This is a genomic window from Streptomyces sp. NPDC048258, assembly GCF_043201995.1.
In the GTDB taxonomy this organism is placed as follows: Bacteria; Actinomycetota; Actinomycetes; order Streptomycetales; family Streptomycetaceae; genus Streptomyces.
This window is the reverse complement of sequence record NZ_JBICZH010000014.1, coordinates 91,920-110,530: the sequence shown is the minus strand read 5'-3', so window position 1 is coordinate 110,530 and position 18,611 is coordinate 91,920. Positions and strand designations below refer to the sequence as shown.

Below are 18,611 nucleotides of genomic sequence, written 5' to 3'. Positions count from 1 at the left end.
CCGGTCGCGCAAGCGCCCCTTAAGGATACGCGCGGAGGATCGCCGGTAAACGAGGTCCGCAGATCCACGGGCCCGCAGACGCGAGGGGATGCCGCGGATGTCAGAGTCACGCTTCGCCACCTTCACCGAACTGCTCCGCGTTCGGACGGCTGAACTCGCCGACGAGGATGTGCACATCTTCCTCCGCGACACGGTCGGCGGAGCGCAGGCCGAACACCTCACGTACGGGGAGCTGGACCGGGAGGCGAGACGCATCGCGGCCTGCCTCCAGGAGTACGGCGCGACCGAGCAGCCCGTGCTGCTGGTCTACTCCTCGACCGTCGAGTTCCTCAAGGCCTTCGCCGGCTGCCTCTACGCCGGCGCCGTCGCGGTCCCCGTACCGATGCCGGGCGAAGCCGGCCGCGACAAGCGGCTCAACCGCACGACCGCCGTCCTGAAGGACACCGGCGCCAGGGTGGTCCTCACCGAGACGTCCGCCGCGCCCGAGGTCGCGCTCTGGCTCGCCCGCAACTCCCGTCCCGACGCGGCCTGCGTGGTCACCGACGTCCCCGGCATCGGCGACGCCGACGCCTGGCGGCCCGTCACCGCCCGCCCCGACGACCTCGTGTTCCTCCAGTACACCTCCGGCTCGGTCTCCGAACCGCGCGGTGTGACCGTCTCGCACCGCAACCTGCTGGCCAACCAGGCCGCCCTGCAGAAGGTGCTGCACACCACCCGCGAGGACCGCTTCGGCAGCTGGCTGCCGTACTTCCACGACATGGGCCTCGTCGCCCACCTGCTGCACCCGGTCTGGCTCGGCAGCCACAGCGTCCAGGTCACCCCGCTGTCCTTCGTCAAGCGCCCGCTGCGCTGGCTCCAGGCCATCGACGAGTACGGCGTCACCGTCGGCGGCGGCCCCAACTTCTGCTACGACCTGTGCGTGCGGCGGGTGAAGGACGAGCAGGTCGCCGCCCTGGACCTGTCCCGCTGGCGCCTCGCCCTCAACGGAGCCGAACCGGTACGCCCCGAGAGCCTGGACGAGTTCGCCGAGAAGTTCGCCCCGGCCGGCTTCCGCCCCGAGGCCCTGCGTCCCTGCTACGGACTGGCCGAGGCGACCCTGGTCGTCTCCGGCGGCGTCCCCGGCACCCCGCACGTCCGCAAGGACTTCAACAAGACCGCCCTGGAACGCGACCGGGTGATCGGCGCCGGACCCTCGGCCACCGGCGCCGAGCGCGTCCAGACCCTCGTCGGCTGCGGCGCCCCCGTCGACGTCGAAGTCCGCATCGTCGACCCGCTGACCCACCACGAACTCCCGCCCGGCGCGGTCGGCGAGATCTGGCTGCGCGGCTACAGCGTGGCCCGCGGCTACTGGCAGCGGCCCACCGAGACCGTGCGCACCTTCCGTGCCAGCCTCAACGACGAGGAGAGCAACTTCCTGCGCACCGGCGACCTGGGGATGCTCGAGAACGGCGAGCTGTTCGTCACCGGGCGGCTCAAGGAAGTCGTCATCATCAACGGCCGCAACGTCTACCCGCAGGACGTCGAATGGGCCGCGCGGACCGTCAGCCCCGCCCTGACCTTCGGCGTGGGCGCCGCCTTCTCCGTGGACGCCGGACGGGAGCACCTCGTCCTCGTCCAGGAGGTGCGCGGAGCGGGCAGCGAGGAGCTGCGCACCGTCGCGCAGAAGATCCAGGCCCTGATCGGCAAGGAGTTCGAGATCCCGGCCGGCAACATCCTGCTGGTGCGCCCCGGCGCCGTCCGCCGCACCAGCAGCGGCAAGGTGCAGCGCACCCTGATGCGCAAGCTCTTCCTCGACGGCGTGGTCCGCGGCGAGTACGAGGTGCTCACCCCGGACGTGTGGGCGCTGGCCCGCTCCGAGGACGTGCTGTTCGGCGAGGACCTGCTGCGGCCGGAAGGAGCCGACGGAGGAAGAAGGTGGTGACAGCCCTCCTCGGCGACCAGGCGGTGGCGCACCGCCGCGAGAGCGCCGTGCGGACCCGGGTCGCCGCCCTGGAGTCGCTGCTCGGCGACCCCTCGGACCCCGCCAACCCGGTCGGCTACACCGCGCTGCTGGAGGCCGACCGGGCCGCGGTGCCCTTCGCCGCCGGCGAGGCCCTGCTCGACGACTTCGGGATCACCGACGAGTACATCCCGCAGGCCCTGGGCGGCCGGCTCGACGGGATGGACACCCTGGTCAGGATCATGCGCCCGGTCTTCCGCCGGGACGTGGGCCTGGCCATGGGCCACGGCATGACCACCTTCATGGCCGCCTCCGACGTCTGGACCGCCGGCAGCTCCCGGCAGCGGCACTGGCTGGCCCGGCTGCTGCGCGACGGCGGCAAGGCGGCCATCGCCCAGCACGAGACCGCCCACAGCAACGACTACGTGCGCAGCCAGGTCACCGCCCGGCGCGGCCCGCACGGCTATCTGATCAGCGGGGGCAAGCCCCTCGTCAACAACCTGGAGCGGGCCGGCGCGCTGGTCCTGTTCTGCCGGACCGACCCCGCACCCGGCAGCCGCAGCCACTCGGTGCTGCTGCTGGAACCCGAGCAGCTGACCGACGCGCGCGCGGCGGTGACGGCCCGCCGCACGCCGGTGGGCCTGCGCGGCTGCCGGTTCGCCGGCGTGGAGTTCGACGACTGCCCGGTGCCCGGCTCCGCCCTGCTCGGCCCCGAGGGCAGCGGCATCGAGACCGCCCTGCGCTCCTTCCAGATCAGCCGGACGGTGATCGCCGCGTCGGCCGTCGCCGCGCTCGACACCAGCCTGCGCACGGCCGTCCGCTTCGACCGGGAGCACTCCGGCGGCTGGCAGGGCCGGGGCATCGACGGGAGCCGCACCGGCGCGGCACTGACCAGCGCCTTCGTCAACCTGCTGCTGTACGACAGCCTCGCCGTCGTCGCTGCCAGGGCCCTGCACCTGCTGCCCGCCGAGACCAGCGTCTACTCGGCGGCGCTCAAGTACCTGCTGCCCCGGGTGCTCACCGAGACCATGTACGACCTGTCCATCGTCCTCGGCTCCGGCTTCTACACCCGCGAGGGCACGCTCGGCATCTTCCAGAAGCACGTCAGGGACGTACCGGTGCTCAGCCTCGGCCACGCCGGTACGGTCGCCTGCCAGGCCACGGTCATCCCCCAGATGCCGCGGCTGGCCCAGACCTCGTGGTTCCTGGAGGACGAGGCGCCCGCGGGCCTGTTCCGGCTGCACGGCGACCTGCCGCCGCTGCGCACCGAACGGCTCAGCCTCGCGTGCGGGCGGGACTCCCTCACCGCGACGATGCTCGCCGTCAGCTCGGGCATCGACGGCGGCGGTCCCGTCGAGCGCGCCCTGCGCACGCTCGCCGGGCAGCTCGTCGAGGAGTTCCGGGACGTACGCGGCCGGGTGCTCAGGCTGGAGGCGGCGGGTTCGGCGGCCTCCGCGCAGCCCGCGAGGTTCGCGCTCATGGACCGGTACGCGCTGCTGCTGGCCGCGGCCGCCGTACTGGGCCTGTGGGACCAGGGCCGGTACGGGCCCGACCCGTTCCTGGCCGACCCATGCTGGGCGGCGGCCGCGCTGCACCACATCGCCCGCCGGCTGGGCACGCGCGTGGCCGACCTGCCGCCGGAGTGCGAGACCCGGATCCGGCACGAGGTGCAGCTCCGCTTCAGCACGCAGATCAGCTACGACCTCTACTCCACCCCCATCCCGGGCTGACCGGGGCCCGGGCCGTACGCACCGAAGGAGTCCCACGATGACCGTTCCCACCAGCCGGCACACCGCGACCACGGCGGCCGCGGCGACCACGGTCGGCGTACCGCCGCACGAGTGGCTGTCGGCCCGCCTCTCGCTCTACCTGCGCAGGGCTCCCGAGACCATCGACCCGACCGTGCCGCTCGCCGAGTACGGCATGGACTCGGTGGCCGCGCTGAGCCTGTGCGGAGACCTGGAGGACGAGTTCGGCCTGGAGGTGGAGCCCACCCTGCTGTGGGACCACCCGACCGTGGAGAGCCTGGTCCGCCACCTGTCGGCGGTCCTCGCCGCCACCGAGCCGTCCGCGCGGGAACAGCGCTGATGGGGGACATCGCCATCGTCGGCATCGACTGCGCGTTCCCCGGGGCGGCGGGCGTGCAGGCGTACTGGGACCTGCTGCTGCGGGGCGGGGCCGCCATCGGCCCCGTACCCGGACAGCGCTGGGAAGCGGAGGACTTCCCCGCTGTCAGCGGCAGCGGCGGTTTCCTCGACGACGTCGATGTCTTCGACAGTGACTTCTTCTCCGTCACCCCGCGCGAGGCCGCCGCGATGGACCCGCACCAGCGGCTGCTGCTGCCCTGCGCCTGGCGCGCCCTGGAGGACTCCGGCCGCGCCCCCGGCGAACTCGCCGGCACCGAGACCGGCGTGTTCGTCGGGATGATGGGCGGCGAATGGGGCCGCCTCACCATGAGCGACCTCGCGCGCGTCACCCCGCTGCTCGGCGCCGGCAGCAGCGCCGGGATGGCCGCCAACCGGATCTCGTACCACTTCAACTTCACCGGGCCGAGCCTCGCCGTCGACACGGCCTGTTCCTCCTCGCTCGTCGCCGTCCACCTCGCCGCCACCTCCCTGCTGGCCGGGGAGTGCGACACCGCCCTGGCCGGCGGCGTCAACATCGTGCTGTCGCCCTCGCTGGGCATGGTCTACGGACAGCTCGGCCTGGCCGCCGCCGACGGCCGGTGCAAGCCCTTCAGCGCCGACGCCGACGGGATCGGGCGCAGCGACGGCGTCGGCCTGGTCGTGCTGCGCAGGCTGGACGACGCAGCTGCCGACGGGCAGCGGATCTACGCCGTACTGCGCGGCAGCGCCGTCAACCAGGACGGCCGCAGCAACGGGGTCATCGCCCCCAACCGCTGGTCGCAGCAACGGGTGCTGAACTCCGCGTACCGGCGGGCCGGCGTCACCCCGGACCGCGTCGCCTTCGTGGAGGGGCACGGCACCGGGACCGTACTCGGCGACGCCATCGAGTGCGCGGCGCTCGGCGCGGTGCACGGGGTCCCGCGCGACACCCCGTGCGCGCTCGGCTCCGTCAAGGGCAACCTGGGCCACACCGAGGGCGCGGCGGGGATCGCCGGACTCATCAAGACCGCGCTGGCGCTGCACCACCGCGTCGTCCCCGCCAGCCCCTTCGCCGACCGCGAGAACCCGCAGCTGCGGCTCGCCGACCGGGGCCTGCGGCTGCTGAAGTCCCCGATGCGGCTGCCGCGCGGGGAGAGCCTCGCCGGGGTGAGCAGCTTCGGGATGGGCGGTACCAACGCCCACGCGATCCTGGGCACGGCGCCCCGGCAGCCCCACCGCACGGCTGCCGCCGCCCGGGCCCGTACGGGCACCGCCGGCGGGGCCGTCGGCGTGTTCACCGTCAGCGCCGACACCCCCGAGGCCCTGCGCCGCAACCTCGCCGCCCAGGCCGACGCGGTCGCCAGGCGTCCGCGCGGCGGCGCCGCGGCCCTGTGCTGGAGCAGCAACCGGGTCAAGACCGGCCTGCCGCACCGGTTCGCGGTCACCGTGCGCGACACCGACGAGCTGGTGGCCGAACTGCGCCGGGCCGCCGCCCAGGACGGCCCCGGGAGCGCCGGCCGCCCGTGGGGCAGACCCGTCGTCGCCTTCCTCTTCACCGGGCAGGGCACCGAGTACCCCGGCATGACGGCGGAACTCCACCGCGAGTCGGCCGCCTACCGCCGTCATCTCGCCGAGGCCGACGCGGCCCTCGCCGGTCCCCTGGGCACCTCGGTGCGCGAACTGATCCTCGGCGGCGACGAGCGGGTGCACCGTGCCGAGTTCGCGCAGCCCGCGCTGTTCGCCGTCGGCTACGCCCTGGCCCGTACGCTCACCTCGCTCGGCGTCGCCCCGGCCGCCGTCCTCGGCCACAGCCTGGGCGAGTATGCGGCGGCCGTGACCGCGGGGGCCCTCGGCCTGGAGGAGGCCGCCCGGCTGGTGGTCCGGCGTGGCGCGCTGATCGGCGAACTGCCCCCGGGCGGCGGCATGATTGCCGCCGCCGCCGGTCCCGAGGAGCTCGCCGGAATCCTGGCGGCGGAGCCGGAGGCCGTCGTGGCCGCACTGAACGGCCCCGCGGACACCGTGCTCTCCGGGCCCCTGGACGTCCTGGCCAGGATCGGCAAGGAGCTCACCGGGCGCGGCGTACGGGTCAGGGAGCTGCCGGTCTCCCACGCCTTCCACTCGGCCCTGACGGCCCCGGCCGCCGCCGGGCTGCGTACCGCCGAGGTGCGGTGCGCGCCGCCCGCCGTGCCGGTGGCCTCGACCCGGTACGGCCGGATGCTGCACCACGAACCCATGGACGCCGGCTACTGGGCCGACCAGATAGAGGAGCCCGTGCTCATGGACACCGCGCTGAGAGCGCTCGTCTCGGACATCGCCCCCACCCATCTGATCGAGATCGGCCCGCGCACGCAGCTGCTGCAGATCGCCGCCCGGGGCGGGCGGGCGCCGGGGGCGGAGCTCCTGCACCCCGCCCCGGGCCCCGGGGCGACCGGCCGGGACCTGGCCGAGGCCGTCGCCGCGCTGCACCGCTGCGGACTCGACCCGCTCTGGGAGGAGCTGTACGCCCCTGAGCACCGGGTCGTCGAGCCGCTGAGCCCGTACGTGTTCTCCTCCGCGCAGCGCTACTGGGGCCGGCGGACGCCGGCGCCCGCCGCCGTGCTCCCGGCTCCGGCTCCGGCAGAGGAGGGCCGGCCGGACGGCCGGCCGGAGCGGCGGGCTCCCGCCCCCGCCCGCGACGCCGGCGACCCGGTGCTGCTCGCGGTCGTCGAAGCGGTCACCGAGGTCGGCGGATACCCCCCGGAGCGCGTGGTGCGCGAGGCACGCTTCCACGAGGACCTCGGCTTCGACTCGGTGATGATCATGCAGCTCAAGAACCGGGTGGAGGCCCGGCTGCCGCGCGTCGGCGAGGTGTCCGTCCAGCAGATGCTGCCCGCGCTGAACTCGGTCGGCTCGCTGGCCGAGTTCCTCGGCGACCTGATCACCGCGAGGTCGGCGTGACGGCCGCCGCGGTCTACCTCGCGGCGACCGGTACGGCGCTGCCCGGCGACCCGGTGGACAACACCGCGCTCGGCCGGCTTCTGGGGGTGAGCGAGGAGTGGATCGACATCTTCGTCGGCACCCGCACCCGGCACTTCGGCTGGGACCCGGTGACCGGGGAGGTCCGCGGCTCGCTGGCCGACCTGTGCGCCGAGGCCGGCGCGCAGGCCGTCGACGCCTCCGGGCTCGACCCCGCCGACATGGAGTTCCTGGTCCTCGCGACCGCGACCCCCGACCTGCTCCTGCCGACCACCGCGAGCGAGGTCGCCGACCGGCTGGGCCTGGGCCATCTGCCCGTCTTCCAGCTCCAGTCGGGCTGCTCCGGCGCGATCCAGGCTCTCGACCTCGGCCGCACCCTGATCCGCGGCGGCCGCCGGGCGGGCCTGATCCTCGGCGGGGACGTCACCCACCGCTTCCTGTCGCCCCGGCGGGACACCGCCCGGCTGCCGACCGAGGAACTGGTCAACCACGTCCTGTTCGGGGACGGGGCCGGCGCCGCCGTCCTCACCGACGAGCCCGAGGGCGAGCGGGTGGCCGTACGGGCGGTACTGAACTCCTGGACCGGACAGGGCCGTCCGCCCGGCCAGGTGCTGGACTGGTACGGGACCACCGACCGCCACTCGGAACGGCGGATGCTGGCCGAGGACTACAAGGCCATCGAGGAGCACGTGCCGTCGATCTCCGTGGAGATCCTCTGGGAGCTGCTCGGCGGGCTCGGATGGGGCCTGGACGACATCGGCTACCTGCTGCCGCCCCAGCTGTCCCGGCGGATGACCGCGCGGATCCTGGAGCGGCTGCCCGCCACCTCGGCGCGGGAGATCTCCTGCGTCTCGGAGACCGGCAACACGGGCAACGCCCTGCCGTTCCTGCAACTCGACCGGCTGCTGCCGGCGTTCTCCACGGGAGAGCGCGCACTCGCCCTGTGCGTGGAGTCCAGCAGGTGGATCAGAGCCGGGTTCGCCCTGGAGAAGGTGTGAGGCGTCGATGAGAGAGGGACTGGACCGACTGCGCGAACTGCGCACGCGGGGCCTGCTGGAGAAGGTGTACGACCAGGTACCGGCGCTGCTCGCGGACGAGAGCGGACCGGGCGGGTCCGGCGGCGGAGGGGCTGGCGCGGGCGGGGCCGGCGGCGCGGGCACGCCCTCGGGCGCCGCCGCTGCCGGGCGGCTGCTCGCCGGCCTCGACCACGATGCCGTGCTGGCCCACCATCCGCGGACACCCGTCGTGACGGTGGCCGTCACCGGCCAGTCCACGGTGGGGCACGTCGTCGACCCCCTCACGGGCGAACTGGCCCGCCACGGAATGCTGCTGCGGCCCGTCCTCGGCGAGCACGGCACCTACCTGCGCGACCTGACCGGCCCGGGCGGCGAACTTCGGGAGGCCGCACCGGATCTGACACTGTGCCTGCTCGACGCGGAAACCCTGTTCTGCGAGGTCCCCGCGGTGTGGCGGGCCGAGGACGTCGAAGCGGCGGGGGAGGAGGTGCTGCGCCGGTGCGCCGCGCTCGCGGACCGGGCCCCCGGCACCCTGGTGCTCAACACCGTCCCGCTGCCGCGCGCCCACAGCCACCAGCTCCTCGACCACCGCTCCCGGGCCCTGCTCGGCGCCGTCTGGCGGGAGTTCAACGCCCGCCTGCTGCGCCTCACGGAGTCCGCCCCCCGCCTCGTGGTGATCGACCTCGAACCACTGGTCGGCGAGGGCGGACCGGTCACCGACCCGCGCCTGGCGCGCTACGCCAAGGTTCAGCTCGGCGCCGAACTCCTCGCCGCGTACGCCCGCGAGGTCGCTCACCTGGCCCGCGCCCTGCGCGGCATGACCCGCAAGTGCCTGGTGCTCGACCTCGACAACACCCTGTGGGACGGGGTGCTCGGCGAACGGGGACCCGACGGCGTCGCGGCGGCCGGCACCCTGCGGGGGGAGGCGTTCGGCGCCTTCCAGAAGTGCGTCAAACAGCTCGGCTCCCAGGGCGTGCTCCTCGCGGTGAGCAGCAAGAACGACGAAGGCCCGGTCCTCGCGGCACTGCGCGGCCATCCCGATCTCGTGCTGCGCGAGGAGGACTTCGTACGGATCAACGCCAACTGGCAGCCCAAGGACGGCAATCTCGCCGACATCGCGCACCGGCTGGACATCGCCACCGACGCCCTGGTCTTCGCCGACGACTCGCCGGCCGAGCGCGCCCAGGTGCGCTTCGGCGCGCCCGAGGTGGCCGTCGTACCGCTCGACGAGGAGCCCGCGCTGCACGTGACCCGGCTCCTCGCGGACGGCTGGTTCGACACCCTGCGGCTGACCGACGAGGACCGGGCCAGGACCGGCGAGTACCACCGGCAGCGCGAACGCCGGGCCCTGCACGAGAGCTCGGGCTCGCACGAGGAGTTCCTGCGCGCCCTCGGGGTCGGCGTCGAGCTCGGCCCGCCCCGGCCCCACGAGTTCGCCCGGCTGTCCCAGCTGACCCTGCGCACCAACCAGTTCAACCTCACCGGCGGCGGCCGCCAGGAGTCCGAGCTGGCTTCGCTCGCCGCCGACCCGGACCGGCATCTGCTGCTCGCCGCCCGCACCTCGGACCGGTTCGGCGACAACGGCCTGGTCGGAGCGGTGCTGGGGACCTTCGCCGACGGGGAGCTGCACCTGGACAACATGTGGCTCAGCTGCCGCGTGCTCGCCCGCGGCGTCGAACAGGCCTGCCTCGCGGTACTGCTGGCCCGGGCCCGCGACCTGGGTCTGTCCGCGGTGACGGCCCGGTACGTGCCCACGCCGCGCAACCACCGCGTCCGTGACTTCTACCCGTCCTGCGGCTTCACGGAGGCCCGGCCCCGCGCGGCCGGGCACGGGGCGGTGGCAGACGGGCCGATGGCGGACGGGGCGGTGGCGGACGGGCCGGTGGAGTTCCACCACGACCTGGCGCGGGTGCCGGAAGTCCCCGGCCACGTGCGCATCACCGAATCCTGGGAGAAGGCCGGCGGATGAGCCTCGACAGCCTCGACACGTTCCTGCGGACGGTCCGCGACGACCTCGGCCTGGACCTCGACATCCCCGCGGGCGCGGACACCGCTCTGGTGAACCTGCCCGGCTGGGACTCGCTCAACCTGCTCCGGCTGCTGGCCCTCCTGGAGGACTCCGGCCACCGGGTGCCGGTGCACCGTCTGCTGGAGGCGCACAGCCTCAGGGACATCCACACGCTGGTGAAGGAGTACGGATGACCGCCCCGGGCAGCCCCACGCTCGGCCCGCCGCTCGGTGAGCCCGTCGCCGTGGTCCCGGGAGGGGACTCGTGGGACCGGGTCAGGGAGGACCTCGCCACCCACGGGACCGCGCTGGTCTACGCGTGGCTGAAGGACCTGGAGCCCGTCCTGCCCTCCGGCGACGGGCTGCGCGAACTGCTCGGCCGCGACTGGACGCGCTACCTCGACCTGACGCACGCCGACGTGCGCAACCGCTACATCGCCTCCCGGATGCTGCTCAAGTACGCGGCGGGCGCGGTGCTCGCCAGCGAACCCGCCGACCTGGAACTGGCCTACGGGCCGACCGGCCGCCCGTACCTGCGCGGCTGCGACCAGATCGACATCAGCCTCAGCCACACCGAGGACCTGCTCCTCGTGGGGCTGACGACCTGCGGCCTGATAGGGGTGGACGCGGAGCGCGCCGACCGGGAGATGTACGGCAGCGGTCTGGGCCGCCACATCTGTACGCCCTACGAGCTGGTGCTGCTCTCCGGAATGCCGGAGGAGGAGCGCAACGGGGCGCTCGTGCGGCTGTGGACCCTCAAGGAGGCTTACAGCAAGGCCATCGGCCAGGGCATGCAGTTCCGCTTCACCGAGTTCGGCTTCGGTCCCGACGGCAGGCCGGTACGGGTCCAGCGGCCTGACGGGACGGCCGGCACCGGGGACGAGTGGATCTTCCGGACCTTCCCGCTGACCGGTGGCTACGTCGTCAGCGCCGCGGTCTACGACGCGGGCTTCGGCCGGCTCCAGGACGCCCATGTCACGACGATGCTGGACCAGGACTGCGTGGACGCGATCACGGAGGCGCTGGAGGAGGACCCGGGGCGGTGACGAGCACCGCCGGGTTCAGGTGTGCACCACGGGATTCACGATAAGGAGGACGCGGCCGGACCACCGGAGAGTATCTCCAGCCGGGCGGCGTTGTAGCCCGCCTGGAAGCGGCTGGTGGCCTCCAGCTCCTCGGTGATCTCGGCGATGTGGCGGCGGCAGGTGCGCACCGACATGCCGAGCCGGCGGGCGACCATCTCGTCCTTGTAGCCCTTGGTCATGAGCCGGATGATCGACCACTTGAGCTCGTCGGAGGAGGCGGGGGACCGTTGGGACTCCACGACGTACGGGGACGCGCCGTCCCACAGGTACTCGAAGACGGAGCACAGGAACGCCACGAGCGTGGGTTCGCGCACGATCGCCGCCCCGGGTGCGCTGTCCCGGGCGGATCGTTCCGGCAGGAAGGCCACCTCCCGGTCGTAGATGATCAGCCGGTCGATTACCTCGTCGGCGGTACGGATCTCCGCGCCCTGGAGGGTGACGTCGCGGACGTACGAGCGGGTGGGCAGGTCGTTGCGCGCGGTGTGCTGGTAGATGGTCCGGATCCGGACGCCGCGCGCCAGGGTGGACAGCGCCGACTCCCGTGCCTCTTCGAGCAGTTCCGCCGGGCGTGCGCCGCCGGGCTGGACGGTGAGCATCTCGCTCTTGCAGTTCTGGCTCAGGTGGTTGAGCATCGCCTGGATCCGGGTGACATCGGTGATGATGTCGAAGGCCTCCAGGCGGTTGCGCAGCCGGCGGCCCTCGAAGTACAGCGGCGTCAGGGACAGCAGCTTCGCCCGGACGTCGGTCACCGCCTGCTGGAGTTCCCGGATGTGCCGCTCCGCGGGTGCCACCAGGGACGCGGCCGCCACATCGGGTGTGACGGGGGTCAGTTCGGACGGATGGCCCGGCATGGACTGCAGCAGGCGGACCCCGCACAGCACCTGTTCCACCCGCGCGATCTCGGCGGGTGTCAGCGACAGCTCCTCGGCGATCTTCTCGCGTACGAAGCGGCCGCACTCGACCGCGAGACCGTACGCCGCCGCGCTGATGTCATCCAGCTCGGCGAACCCTGAATCCGGGCCCTCCCCTGCGAACATGCCAGCCCCCACTGATCGGTGTAATTGCTGCCACGTAACTTTACGCCAGCGTAAGGCCCTTGGCGCGAATGATCGATATCAAGCACTCTATTCGCATCACCAGGGGCGCCAAAGCCGGAAAAATCGGGCGAAGGTGTGCCGGCGGAGTTAATCTCGATCTTCGACTGGGGGAGTCGTGAGGGTAATTTCCGGTAAATTCTCCTCGATTTACTTGACCTTACTGGCGGGTATGGTCATGTCTGTTATGGGGGTGCAGTTCATGTCGGGCCCGGTTCTGCCGAGCACATCCGCCCAGTCCGCCGCAGTCAGTGGTCCCGACGGGGCCGACCAGGGGTACGGCACGACCCCGGAGGACGACCGCTGGGGATGACCGAACCCCGCAGGTGATCCGGTTCAGCAAGCGCTCCCCGCACGGTGAATGGGGGGAGCGCTTCGCGTTGTCCGGGCCCCGGCGGCGTCCGCCGGCCGCGCGGCCGGCACCGCTATGGCGCTGAGCAGTACGCCCTCGTCCGCCGACCAGCGGCCGCTGAACGCGGTGGGCCCGTCCGGCGAGAGCCACCCGGGGTCCGGCAGCAGCCGGGCCCGGAAGGTCTCCTGTCCCGCGTCGACGGTGACCAGGGCGTCGGTGAAGTCCAGCTCCTGGCCCGTGAGCGGGAACCACGTCTTGTACACCGCCTCCTTCATGCTGAAGAGCAGCCGGTCCCACGCGACCTCCGGCACCGCCCGGGCCAGCTCCCGCGTCCGGCGCAGCTCCTGGGGCAGCGCGATCGACTCCAGCACCCCGTCCGGCAGCGGAGCGTTCGGCTCCGCGTCGATGCCCACCGCGGCGAACTCCGAGGCGCGGGCGAGCGCCACTCCCCGGTAGCCCGCGCAGTGCGTCATCGACCCCACCACCGAGGCGTCCCACTGCGGGACCCCGCGCCGCCCCGGCACCACGGGCGCCGCTGGCACCCCGAGGGTCCCCATCGCCCGCCGGGCGCACCACCGCACGGTCCCGAACTCCGCCCGCCGCTTCGGCACGGCGTTGCTGATCAGGAGTTCCTCCTCCGGGAAGAGGAATACGCCGTCGGGGTCGACGGTGGACTCGGCGGTCGCGACATCCGATGGCAGGAGCTTCGTGAGCACGGCATTCCCCCGGGTCGATGGGTCGGTCTGACAGCTCCCACGCTGCCGCCGCCGCCCCGCCCCGGCCAGGAACGAAGGCGCCGCCCGCCCCGATCGGCCCCCGCGCACCCGGTTTCCTCCCAGGCCGCTGCCATCCGCCGTCCCCGGGGAGCGCCTCCTGCCGGGAGGCTGGCACCGCCCCCGCCGGCCTTGCCATCCACCTGTCATGCGCCAAGGGCCGTACGCCCAACGGCGGTTGAGGGGATGCACAGGGGTGTACACCGCACGGTCCGTCGTCCATCCTCGCGGAATGCCGCACGGAAACCTCATGGGCATCAGCGACCTCCACGTCGCATTCCGGGAGAATCGACGGATCGTCGAGGAGCTGTATCCGGAGAGTCCCGCCGACTGGCTCATCGTGGCCGGCGACGTGGGCGAGTCGCCCGACGATCTCCGATGGGTGCTCGACCTGCTCACCCGGCGCTACGCCACCGTGGTGTGGGCGCCCGGAAATCATGATCTTTGGACGCTGCGCGACGATCCGGTGCCTTTGCGTGGTGAAGCGCGCTACCGGCACCTCGTCGAGATCTGCCGCTCCTTCGGCGTGCACACTCCGGAAGATCCCTACCCCGTCTGGTCGGGACCGGGCGGACCGCTCGTCGTGGCCCCCCTCTTCCTGCTGTACGACTACAGCTTCCGGGCGCCCGGTGCGGCCACCCGGCAGGAGGCGCTGGAGCAGGCGTACGAGGCCGGGGTGGTGTGCACCGACGAGTTCATGCTGCACCCCGACCCGTACCCGTCCCGTGAGGCCTGGTGTCGGGCCCGGGTCGCGGTCACCGAACAGCGCCTCGCCGCCTGCGACCCCGACCTGCGCATGGTGCTCGTCAACCACTTTCCACTGGTCAGGAACCCCACCCGGATCCTGCGGCACCCCGAGTTCGCCCAATGGTGCGGCACCGAGCTCACCGCCGACTGGCACACCCGGTTCCGGGCGGCGGCCGTCGTCTACGGGCACCTGCACATCCCGCGCACCACGTGGTATGACGGCGTGCGCTTCGAAGAGGTGTCCGTGGGCTACCCGCGGGAGTGGCGCAGGCCCGGCCACCCGCGCGACGTCCCGCGCCGGATCTTCCCCGGAGCCCCGGCCGGGGATTGATGTCTGGCAACTTCCGGACACCGTGGGAGCGGGATTTCGAGCCTACACTGATCTTGAATTCCCGCTCAAGCAATGCTCGACCATCCCTCTTTCCGATTTTCGCGGTCCTTCCCGGAACGCACGGAAAAGGGACACTGGGGGACCCTATGGTGTTGTTCCGGCGTGCCGAGGAACTTTCTCTTTCACATGCACTGCTCGACGGCTGTGCCGAAGGAAATGCCGGATTACTATTGATCGAAGGCGCGGTCGGCTGCGGAAAGAGCGAATTCCTGGAGACCGTCGCCGCCCATGCCGAGACCCGGGGCGCGGCCGTCCTGCGCGCCATCGGCACCGCCGCCGAACGCGGCCATCCGCTGGGCGTCCTGCGCCAGTTGGCCGCCGACGCGCCGGCCGGAGCCCTCCCGCCGCCGCCGGACGAGGTGGGGCGGGTCGAGGCCATGCAGGTCTTCGCCGCCGCCGTCCGCGAACTGAGCACCGCCGCACCCGTGGTGATCTGCGTCGACGACCTGCACCACGTCGACGAGCTCTCCAGCCGCTACCTGCTGCACCTGGCGCGCGGCACCCGACAGGCCAGGATCCTCCTGGCGTTCGCCGAGTCCGTGCACGAACGCGGCGACGACCCGCTGCTGCGCACCGAACTGCTCCGGCTGCCCCACTTCGTACGACTGCGGCTCGAACGGTTCGCCCCCGAGGCCGTCCGCGCCATGCTGCCGGACCGCACCGAGGCGGAGACCGAGCGGCTGCACCGGGCCACCGGCGGAAACCCGCTGCTGCTGCGCTCCCTGCTCCAGGACCCCCGGAGCCGCCCCGGCGACGCCTACGCCCAGGCCGTACTCGCCTGCCTGCACCGCTGCGGGCCCGCCACCACCGAACTGGCCGAGGCGATCGCCGTACTCGACGGCCTCGCGAGCGCCGCGCACCTCGCACGGCTGACCGGCACCGCCGAAGCCGCCGTCGCCCGGGCCCTCGCCGCGCTCGACGCCGCGGGCCTGCTCGCCGCCGAAGGCGGTCACGGGTTCCGTCACCCGGCCGCGCGGGCCGCCGTACTCGACCGGATGGACCCGGCCGCCCGGGCGGCCCTGCACCGGGAGGCCGCCCTGCTGGCCCGCGCCTCGGGCGCGCCCGACACGGCGGTCGCCGACCAACTGCTCGGCGCACGCCACACCTCCGAGGAATGGGCCCTGCCCGTGCTGCGCTCCGCCGCGGACCAGTACGTGGCCGACGGAGCCCTCGAGCAGGCCGCGGCCGTCCTCCGACTCGCCCAGGAGGCAAGCCCCGACGACGCGCGGCGCGCCGAACTCGCCGTCAAACTCAGCGTCGTCGCCGGCCGCACCGACCCGGCGGCGGCCGAACGCCACCTGCGCGAACCCCTCTCCGCCCTGGCCGCCGGAACGCTGGGACCGCACGCCATGGGCCCGCTGGCCCGGGTACTGGCCGCCCAGGGCCGGATCGACGAGTCGGCCGACGTACTGGAACGGCTGGCGGCCGCCGGCGGGCGGCACCCGGGCGCGGAGCGCAGACCGGGCGACATCCCCGGGGACGACCCCCTGGACGGACTCTCCGCGTTCCCCCAGTGGGCGGCCTCCAACCGCCGTGGCACACCGGCCGAGGCCGGACCGCCCCCGGCCGGCCGGCCGGCCAGGACCCCCGTCCACCCGGCGGCCCTGTGGGCCCTCCCGGTGGAGACGGACGAAGGCGCGGCCGCCCAGGCCGCCGAACTCTTCCTCCGGGGCGCCACCCTCGCCGAAGGCACCGTGGAGCCGGTCGTGCAGGCACTGCGCACCCTCCTGTACCTGGACGGCGCCGGACGGGCGCTGCCCTGGTGCGAGTCCTTCGTCCTCCAGGCGACCCAGCGCGGGGCCACCGGCTGGCAGGCGGTGTTCGCCGGCCTGCTCGCCGAGGCCCGGATGCGCCTGGGCGACCTCAGGGGCGCGGCCCAGACCGCGGAGGGCGTTCTGCGGGCCGTCCCCGCACGCGGCGGAAGCGTCCTGCTGAGCGGGGTCGCCGGGACCCTGGTCCGGGCCTGCACGGCCATGGGCCGGCCCGAGGAGGCGGCGGCCGTACTGAGCCGGCCCGTCCCCGCCGAGCTGACCGGGAGCATCCACGGACTCGCGTACCTGCGCGCCCGGGGCCAGTACGCGCTCGCGACCAGCCGCTTCCACGCGGCGCTCGGCGACTTCCTCGACGTCGGCCGCCACATGAAGCGCTGGGGCCTGGACCGGCCGCGGCTCCTGCCCTGGCGGACCGACGCGGCGGAGGCCCTGCTGCGGCTCGGCGAGGCGCGCCAGGCCGAACGGTTCCTCGCGGACCAGCTCAGCAGCCGGGACGCCGCCGACCCGTGGGTGCGGGGCATGTCCCTGCGGCTGCGGGCCTCCCTGCGCGAGCCGAAGGAACGGCAGGCGATGCTCGCCAAGGCCGTGGACGATCTGCACCGCTCGGGCGACCAGTACGAACTGGCCCGTGCCATGGGCGACTTCGGCCAGGTGCTGCGGGAGCTCGGCGAGCCGGCCCGCGCCGCCATGGTCAACCGCCGGGCCTGGCACGTGGCCAGGGAGTGCGGAGCCGAGTCCCTGTGCGTGAAGATCCTCCCCGGCCACACCGGCGAGGGCCCCGACGCGGGGGAGACGGCCGAGACCCCGCACGCCGACCTCGTCGCGAGCCTCAGCGAGTCGGAGAAGCGGGTGGCCCTGCTCGCGGTGCACGGCCACACCAACCGCGAGATCGCCCAGAAGCTCTACATCACCGTGAGCACGGTGGAACAGCACCTGACCCGCGTCTACCGCAAGCTGGAGATCCCCGGCCGACAGGCCCTCCCGGTCGACTTCCACCTGGGCGTAGCGGAGTTCGTCTGAGCCCGCGTCAGTATCCGCGTCCGAGTCCGAGTCCGAGTCCGCGTTCGAGTCCGAGCCCGCGCCTGAGCCCCGCGCCCTCGCCATGGCGGCGGTGCGTCGCGGGATAGCAAGGTCATGGCAAGCCCGCCCCGTCCCCGCCCTCCCCTGGCAGACAACTGGCGCACTTGGCCCCCGCCTCCCCGCGGGTCCGCTCAGGTGAGCCCTCCCCGCTGGCCCCTCGCGAGCCGTGTGCGGGACGGTTCGGTCATGAGCCGCAGCCCACCAGGGAGGGCACCATGACCACACCCACGCACGACCAGCCGTGGCGCACGGCCACGCCCGGACAGGTGCGCGACGCCATGCTCGACCGGGTCGAGGAGCGCCTCGCCCGACTGCTCGCCGAGGAGCACCGCAACCGACGTACCTCCGACCCGCGCAGCGCCGTCCTGGTGGCCGGCGTCGCCGAACTCGTCCAGGCCGGGGCCGAGCGGGCCCACCCGGTCATCTGCCTCACCGGATACCTCGCGGCGGGCGGCGATCCGGACGGCGAGGACGCCGTGGCCGCGGCCGCCGCGCTCGAACTCCTCGACACCTGCCTGATGATCCGTGAGGACGTACGGGACAACGCGCCGCTGCGCCGCGGCATCCCGACCCTGCACGTCAGCCACGCCGCCGAGCACGAGCGCAACGGCTGGCGGGGCGAGTCCCGCCGGTTCGGCGAGGGGACCGCCGTGCTCGCGGGCGATCTCGCGCTCGCCTACGGGGACCGGCTGGCCGTCCGGCTCCCGTACGAGGCCTGGGAGTTGTGGGACGACCTGCGGACCGAGCGGGCGATCGGCGCGCACACCGAGGCCGCCGCCGCGACCGAGTACCTCGACGACGCCTGGCCGGGGCAGTGCCTGGAGGGCTGCGGCAGCGGCTGCGGCGCGGGCTGGTACGGGCTGCGGCACGCGCTGCTGATCGGCGCCTCGCTTGCGGGGCGGGACGATCTGCGCGAGACGTACGAGGAGTACGCGCGGGACCTGCACGCGGCCTGGCGGATCCGCGGATTCCTGCGCGGCGGCCCGGGCTTCGACGGCGACGCCCAGTTCCTGCGCGACGTGTTCTTCGACGCGCGGGCCAGGGACGGGGCCGAGGAGACCATCGCCGGACTCCTGGCGCGCGCGGACGAGGCCGTGGCCGGAGCCCCCGTCGACCCCCGGTGGCGCACCGAACTCGCCGCCTTCGCCCGCCGGGTGGCCGGCTGCGAGTGAACCCCGCCCCTGGACGCACTGCGCCGAGGCCGGATTCCGCCGCCGGCGGCAACGGCGCCGAGGGCCGGACCAGGTCCGGCGGACTCCTCGGACCCGGCGGACTCCTCCGGTCCGGCGGACGCG

Annotated in this window: 13 protein-coding genes; 11 read left to right on the top strand and 2 right to left on the bottom strand. The window is 73.5% G+C overall.

Going from position 1 to position 18,611, the window contains the following annotated elements; translation table 11 throughout:
* The first annotated feature begins 97 nt into the window (after positions 1-97).
* The 8 genes from ACGFYQ_RS28475 to ACGFYQ_RS28440 are packed head-to-tail and all read left to right on the top strand — an operon-like array spanning position 98 to position 11,068.
* Positions 98-1,921, top strand: a complete 1,824-nt coding sequence (locus ACGFYQ_RS28475) for a fatty acyl-AMP ligase (protein ID WP_393748717.1) — start codon at positions 98-100, stop codon at positions 1,919-1,921.
* Positions 1,915-3,669 (top strand): acyl-CoA dehydrogenase, encoded by a 1,755-nt coding sequence (locus ACGFYQ_RS28470; RefSeq protein WP_393748715.1) that lies wholly within the window; start codon positions 1,915-1,917, stop codon positions 3,667-3,669. Before ACGFYQ_RS28475 ends, ACGFYQ_RS28470 begins: the two co-directional genes overlap by 7 nt.
* Positions 3,670-3,706: 37 nt before the next feature.
* Positions 3,707-4,027, top strand: a complete 321-nt coding sequence (locus ACGFYQ_RS28465) for an acyl carrier protein (RefSeq protein ID WP_393748713.1) — start codon at positions 3,707-3,709, stop codon at positions 4,025-4,027.
* The gene (locus ACGFYQ_RS28460) at positions 4,027-6,981 is read left to right on the top strand and encodes a type I polyketide synthase (RefSeq protein WP_393748711.1); all 2,955 of its coding nucleotides are present in this window, start codon (positions 4,027-4,029) and stop codon (positions 6,979-6,981) included. The genes ACGFYQ_RS28465 and ACGFYQ_RS28460 overlap by 1 nt, the downstream gene beginning before the upstream one ends.
* A complete protein-coding gene (locus ACGFYQ_RS28455) occupies positions 6,978-7,997 on the top strand; it encodes a 3-oxoacyl-ACP synthase III family protein (RefSeq protein ID WP_393748709.1) in 1,020 nt (339 codons plus the stop codon). The genes ACGFYQ_RS28460 and ACGFYQ_RS28455 overlap by 4 nt, the downstream gene beginning before the upstream one ends.
* A 7-nt stretch (positions 7,998-8,004) precedes the next feature.
* Positions 8,005-9,984, top strand: coding sequence for an HAD-IIIC family phosphatase (locus tag ACGFYQ_RS28450; protein WP_393748707.1), 1,980 nt, complete (start codon positions 8,005-8,007; stop codon positions 9,982-9,984).
* Entirely contained in the window at positions 9,981-10,217 is a 237-nt protein-coding gene (locus ACGFYQ_RS28445; RefSeq protein ID WP_393748705.1) for a phosphopantetheine-binding protein, read from the top strand. The genes ACGFYQ_RS28450 and ACGFYQ_RS28445 overlap by 4 nt, the downstream gene beginning before the upstream one ends.
* Positions 10,214-11,068: a 4'-phosphopantetheinyl transferase family protein gene (locus tag ACGFYQ_RS28440; RefSeq protein ID WP_393748703.1), complete on the top strand. Its 855-nt coding sequence runs from the start codon at positions 10,214-10,216 to the stop codon at positions 11,066-11,068. Before ACGFYQ_RS28445 ends, ACGFYQ_RS28440 begins: the two co-directional genes overlap by 4 nt.
* 35 nt (positions 11,069-11,103) lie before the next feature.
* Here the strand turns inward: ACGFYQ_RS28440 and ACGFYQ_RS28435 are convergent, their stop codons facing one another.
* Positions 11,104-12,144, bottom strand: coding sequence for a LuxR C-terminal-related transcriptional regulator (locus ACGFYQ_RS28435; RefSeq protein ID WP_393748701.1), 1,041 nt, complete (start codon positions 12,142-12,144; stop codon positions 11,104-11,106).
* A 393-nt stretch (positions 12,145-12,537) separates the two neighbouring features.
* Entirely contained in the window at positions 12,538-13,269 is a 732-nt protein-coding gene (locus ACGFYQ_RS28430; protein WP_393748699.1) for a 4'-phosphopantetheinyl transferase, read from the bottom strand.
* A 289-nt stretch (positions 13,270-13,558) separates the two neighbouring features.
* On the opposite strand from ACGFYQ_RS28430, the gene ACGFYQ_RS28425 reads away from it, so the two are divergent.
* From ACGFYQ_RS28425 to ACGFYQ_RS28415, 3 genes are all read left to right on the top strand, one after another.
* Positions 13,559-14,404, top strand: a complete 846-nt coding sequence (locus tag ACGFYQ_RS28425; protein WP_393748697.1) for a metallophosphoesterase family protein — start codon at positions 13,559-13,561, stop codon at positions 14,402-14,404.
* Entirely contained in the window at positions 14,404-17,256 is a 2,853-nt protein-coding gene (locus ACGFYQ_RS28420) for an AAA family ATPase (protein WP_393748695.1), read from the top strand. The genes ACGFYQ_RS28425 and ACGFYQ_RS28420 overlap by 1 nt, the downstream gene beginning before the upstream one ends.
* Positions 17,257-17,531: 275 nt before the next feature.
* Positions 17,532-18,488 (top strand): polyprenyl synthetase family protein, encoded by a 957-nt coding sequence (locus ACGFYQ_RS28415; RefSeq protein WP_393748693.1) that lies wholly within the window; start codon positions 17,532-17,534, stop codon positions 18,486-18,488.
* Positions 18,489-18,611: the final 123 nt, after the last annotated feature.

Bases quoted from the DNA above. Each gene is read 5' to 3' on its own strand.
- ACGFYQ_RS28440 (WP_393748703.1), top strand. From the start codon at position 10,214: ATGACCGCCCCGGGCAGCCCCACGCTCGGCCCGCCGCTCGGTGAGCCC.
- ACGFYQ_RS28435 (WP_393748701.1), bottom strand. From the start codon at position 12,144: ATGTTCGCAGGGGAGGGCCCGGATTCAGGGTTCGCCGAGCTGGATGAC.
- ACGFYQ_RS28475 (WP_393748717.1), top strand. From the start codon at position 98: ATGTCAGAGTCACGCTTCGCCACCTTCACCGAACTGCTCCGCGTTCGG.
- ACGFYQ_RS28445 (WP_393748705.1), top strand. From the start codon at position 9,981: ATGAGCCTCGACAGCCTCGACACGTTCCTGCGGACGGTCCGCGACGAC.
- ACGFYQ_RS28450 (WP_393748707.1), top strand. From the start codon at position 8,005: ATGAGAGAGGGACTGGACCGACTGCGCGAACTGCGCACGCGGGGCCTG.
- ACGFYQ_RS28460 (WP_393748711.1), top strand. From the start codon at position 4,027: ATGGGGGACATCGCCATCGTCGGCATCGACTGCGCGTTCCCCGGGGCG.
- ACGFYQ_RS28425 (WP_393748697.1), top strand. From the start codon at position 13,559: ATGCCGCACGGAAACCTCATGGGCATCAGCGACCTCCACGTCGCATTC.
- ACGFYQ_RS28415 (WP_393748693.1), top strand. From the start codon at position 17,532: ATGACCACACCCACGCACGACCAGCCGTGGCGCACGGCCACGCCCGGA.
- ACGFYQ_RS28465 (WP_393748713.1), top strand. From the start codon at position 3,707: ATGACCGTTCCCACCAGCCGGCACACCGCGACCACGGCGGCCGCGGCG.
- ACGFYQ_RS28420 (WP_393748695.1), top strand. From the start codon at position 14,404: ATGTCTGGCAACTTCCGGACACCGTGGGAGCGGGATTTCGAGCCTACA.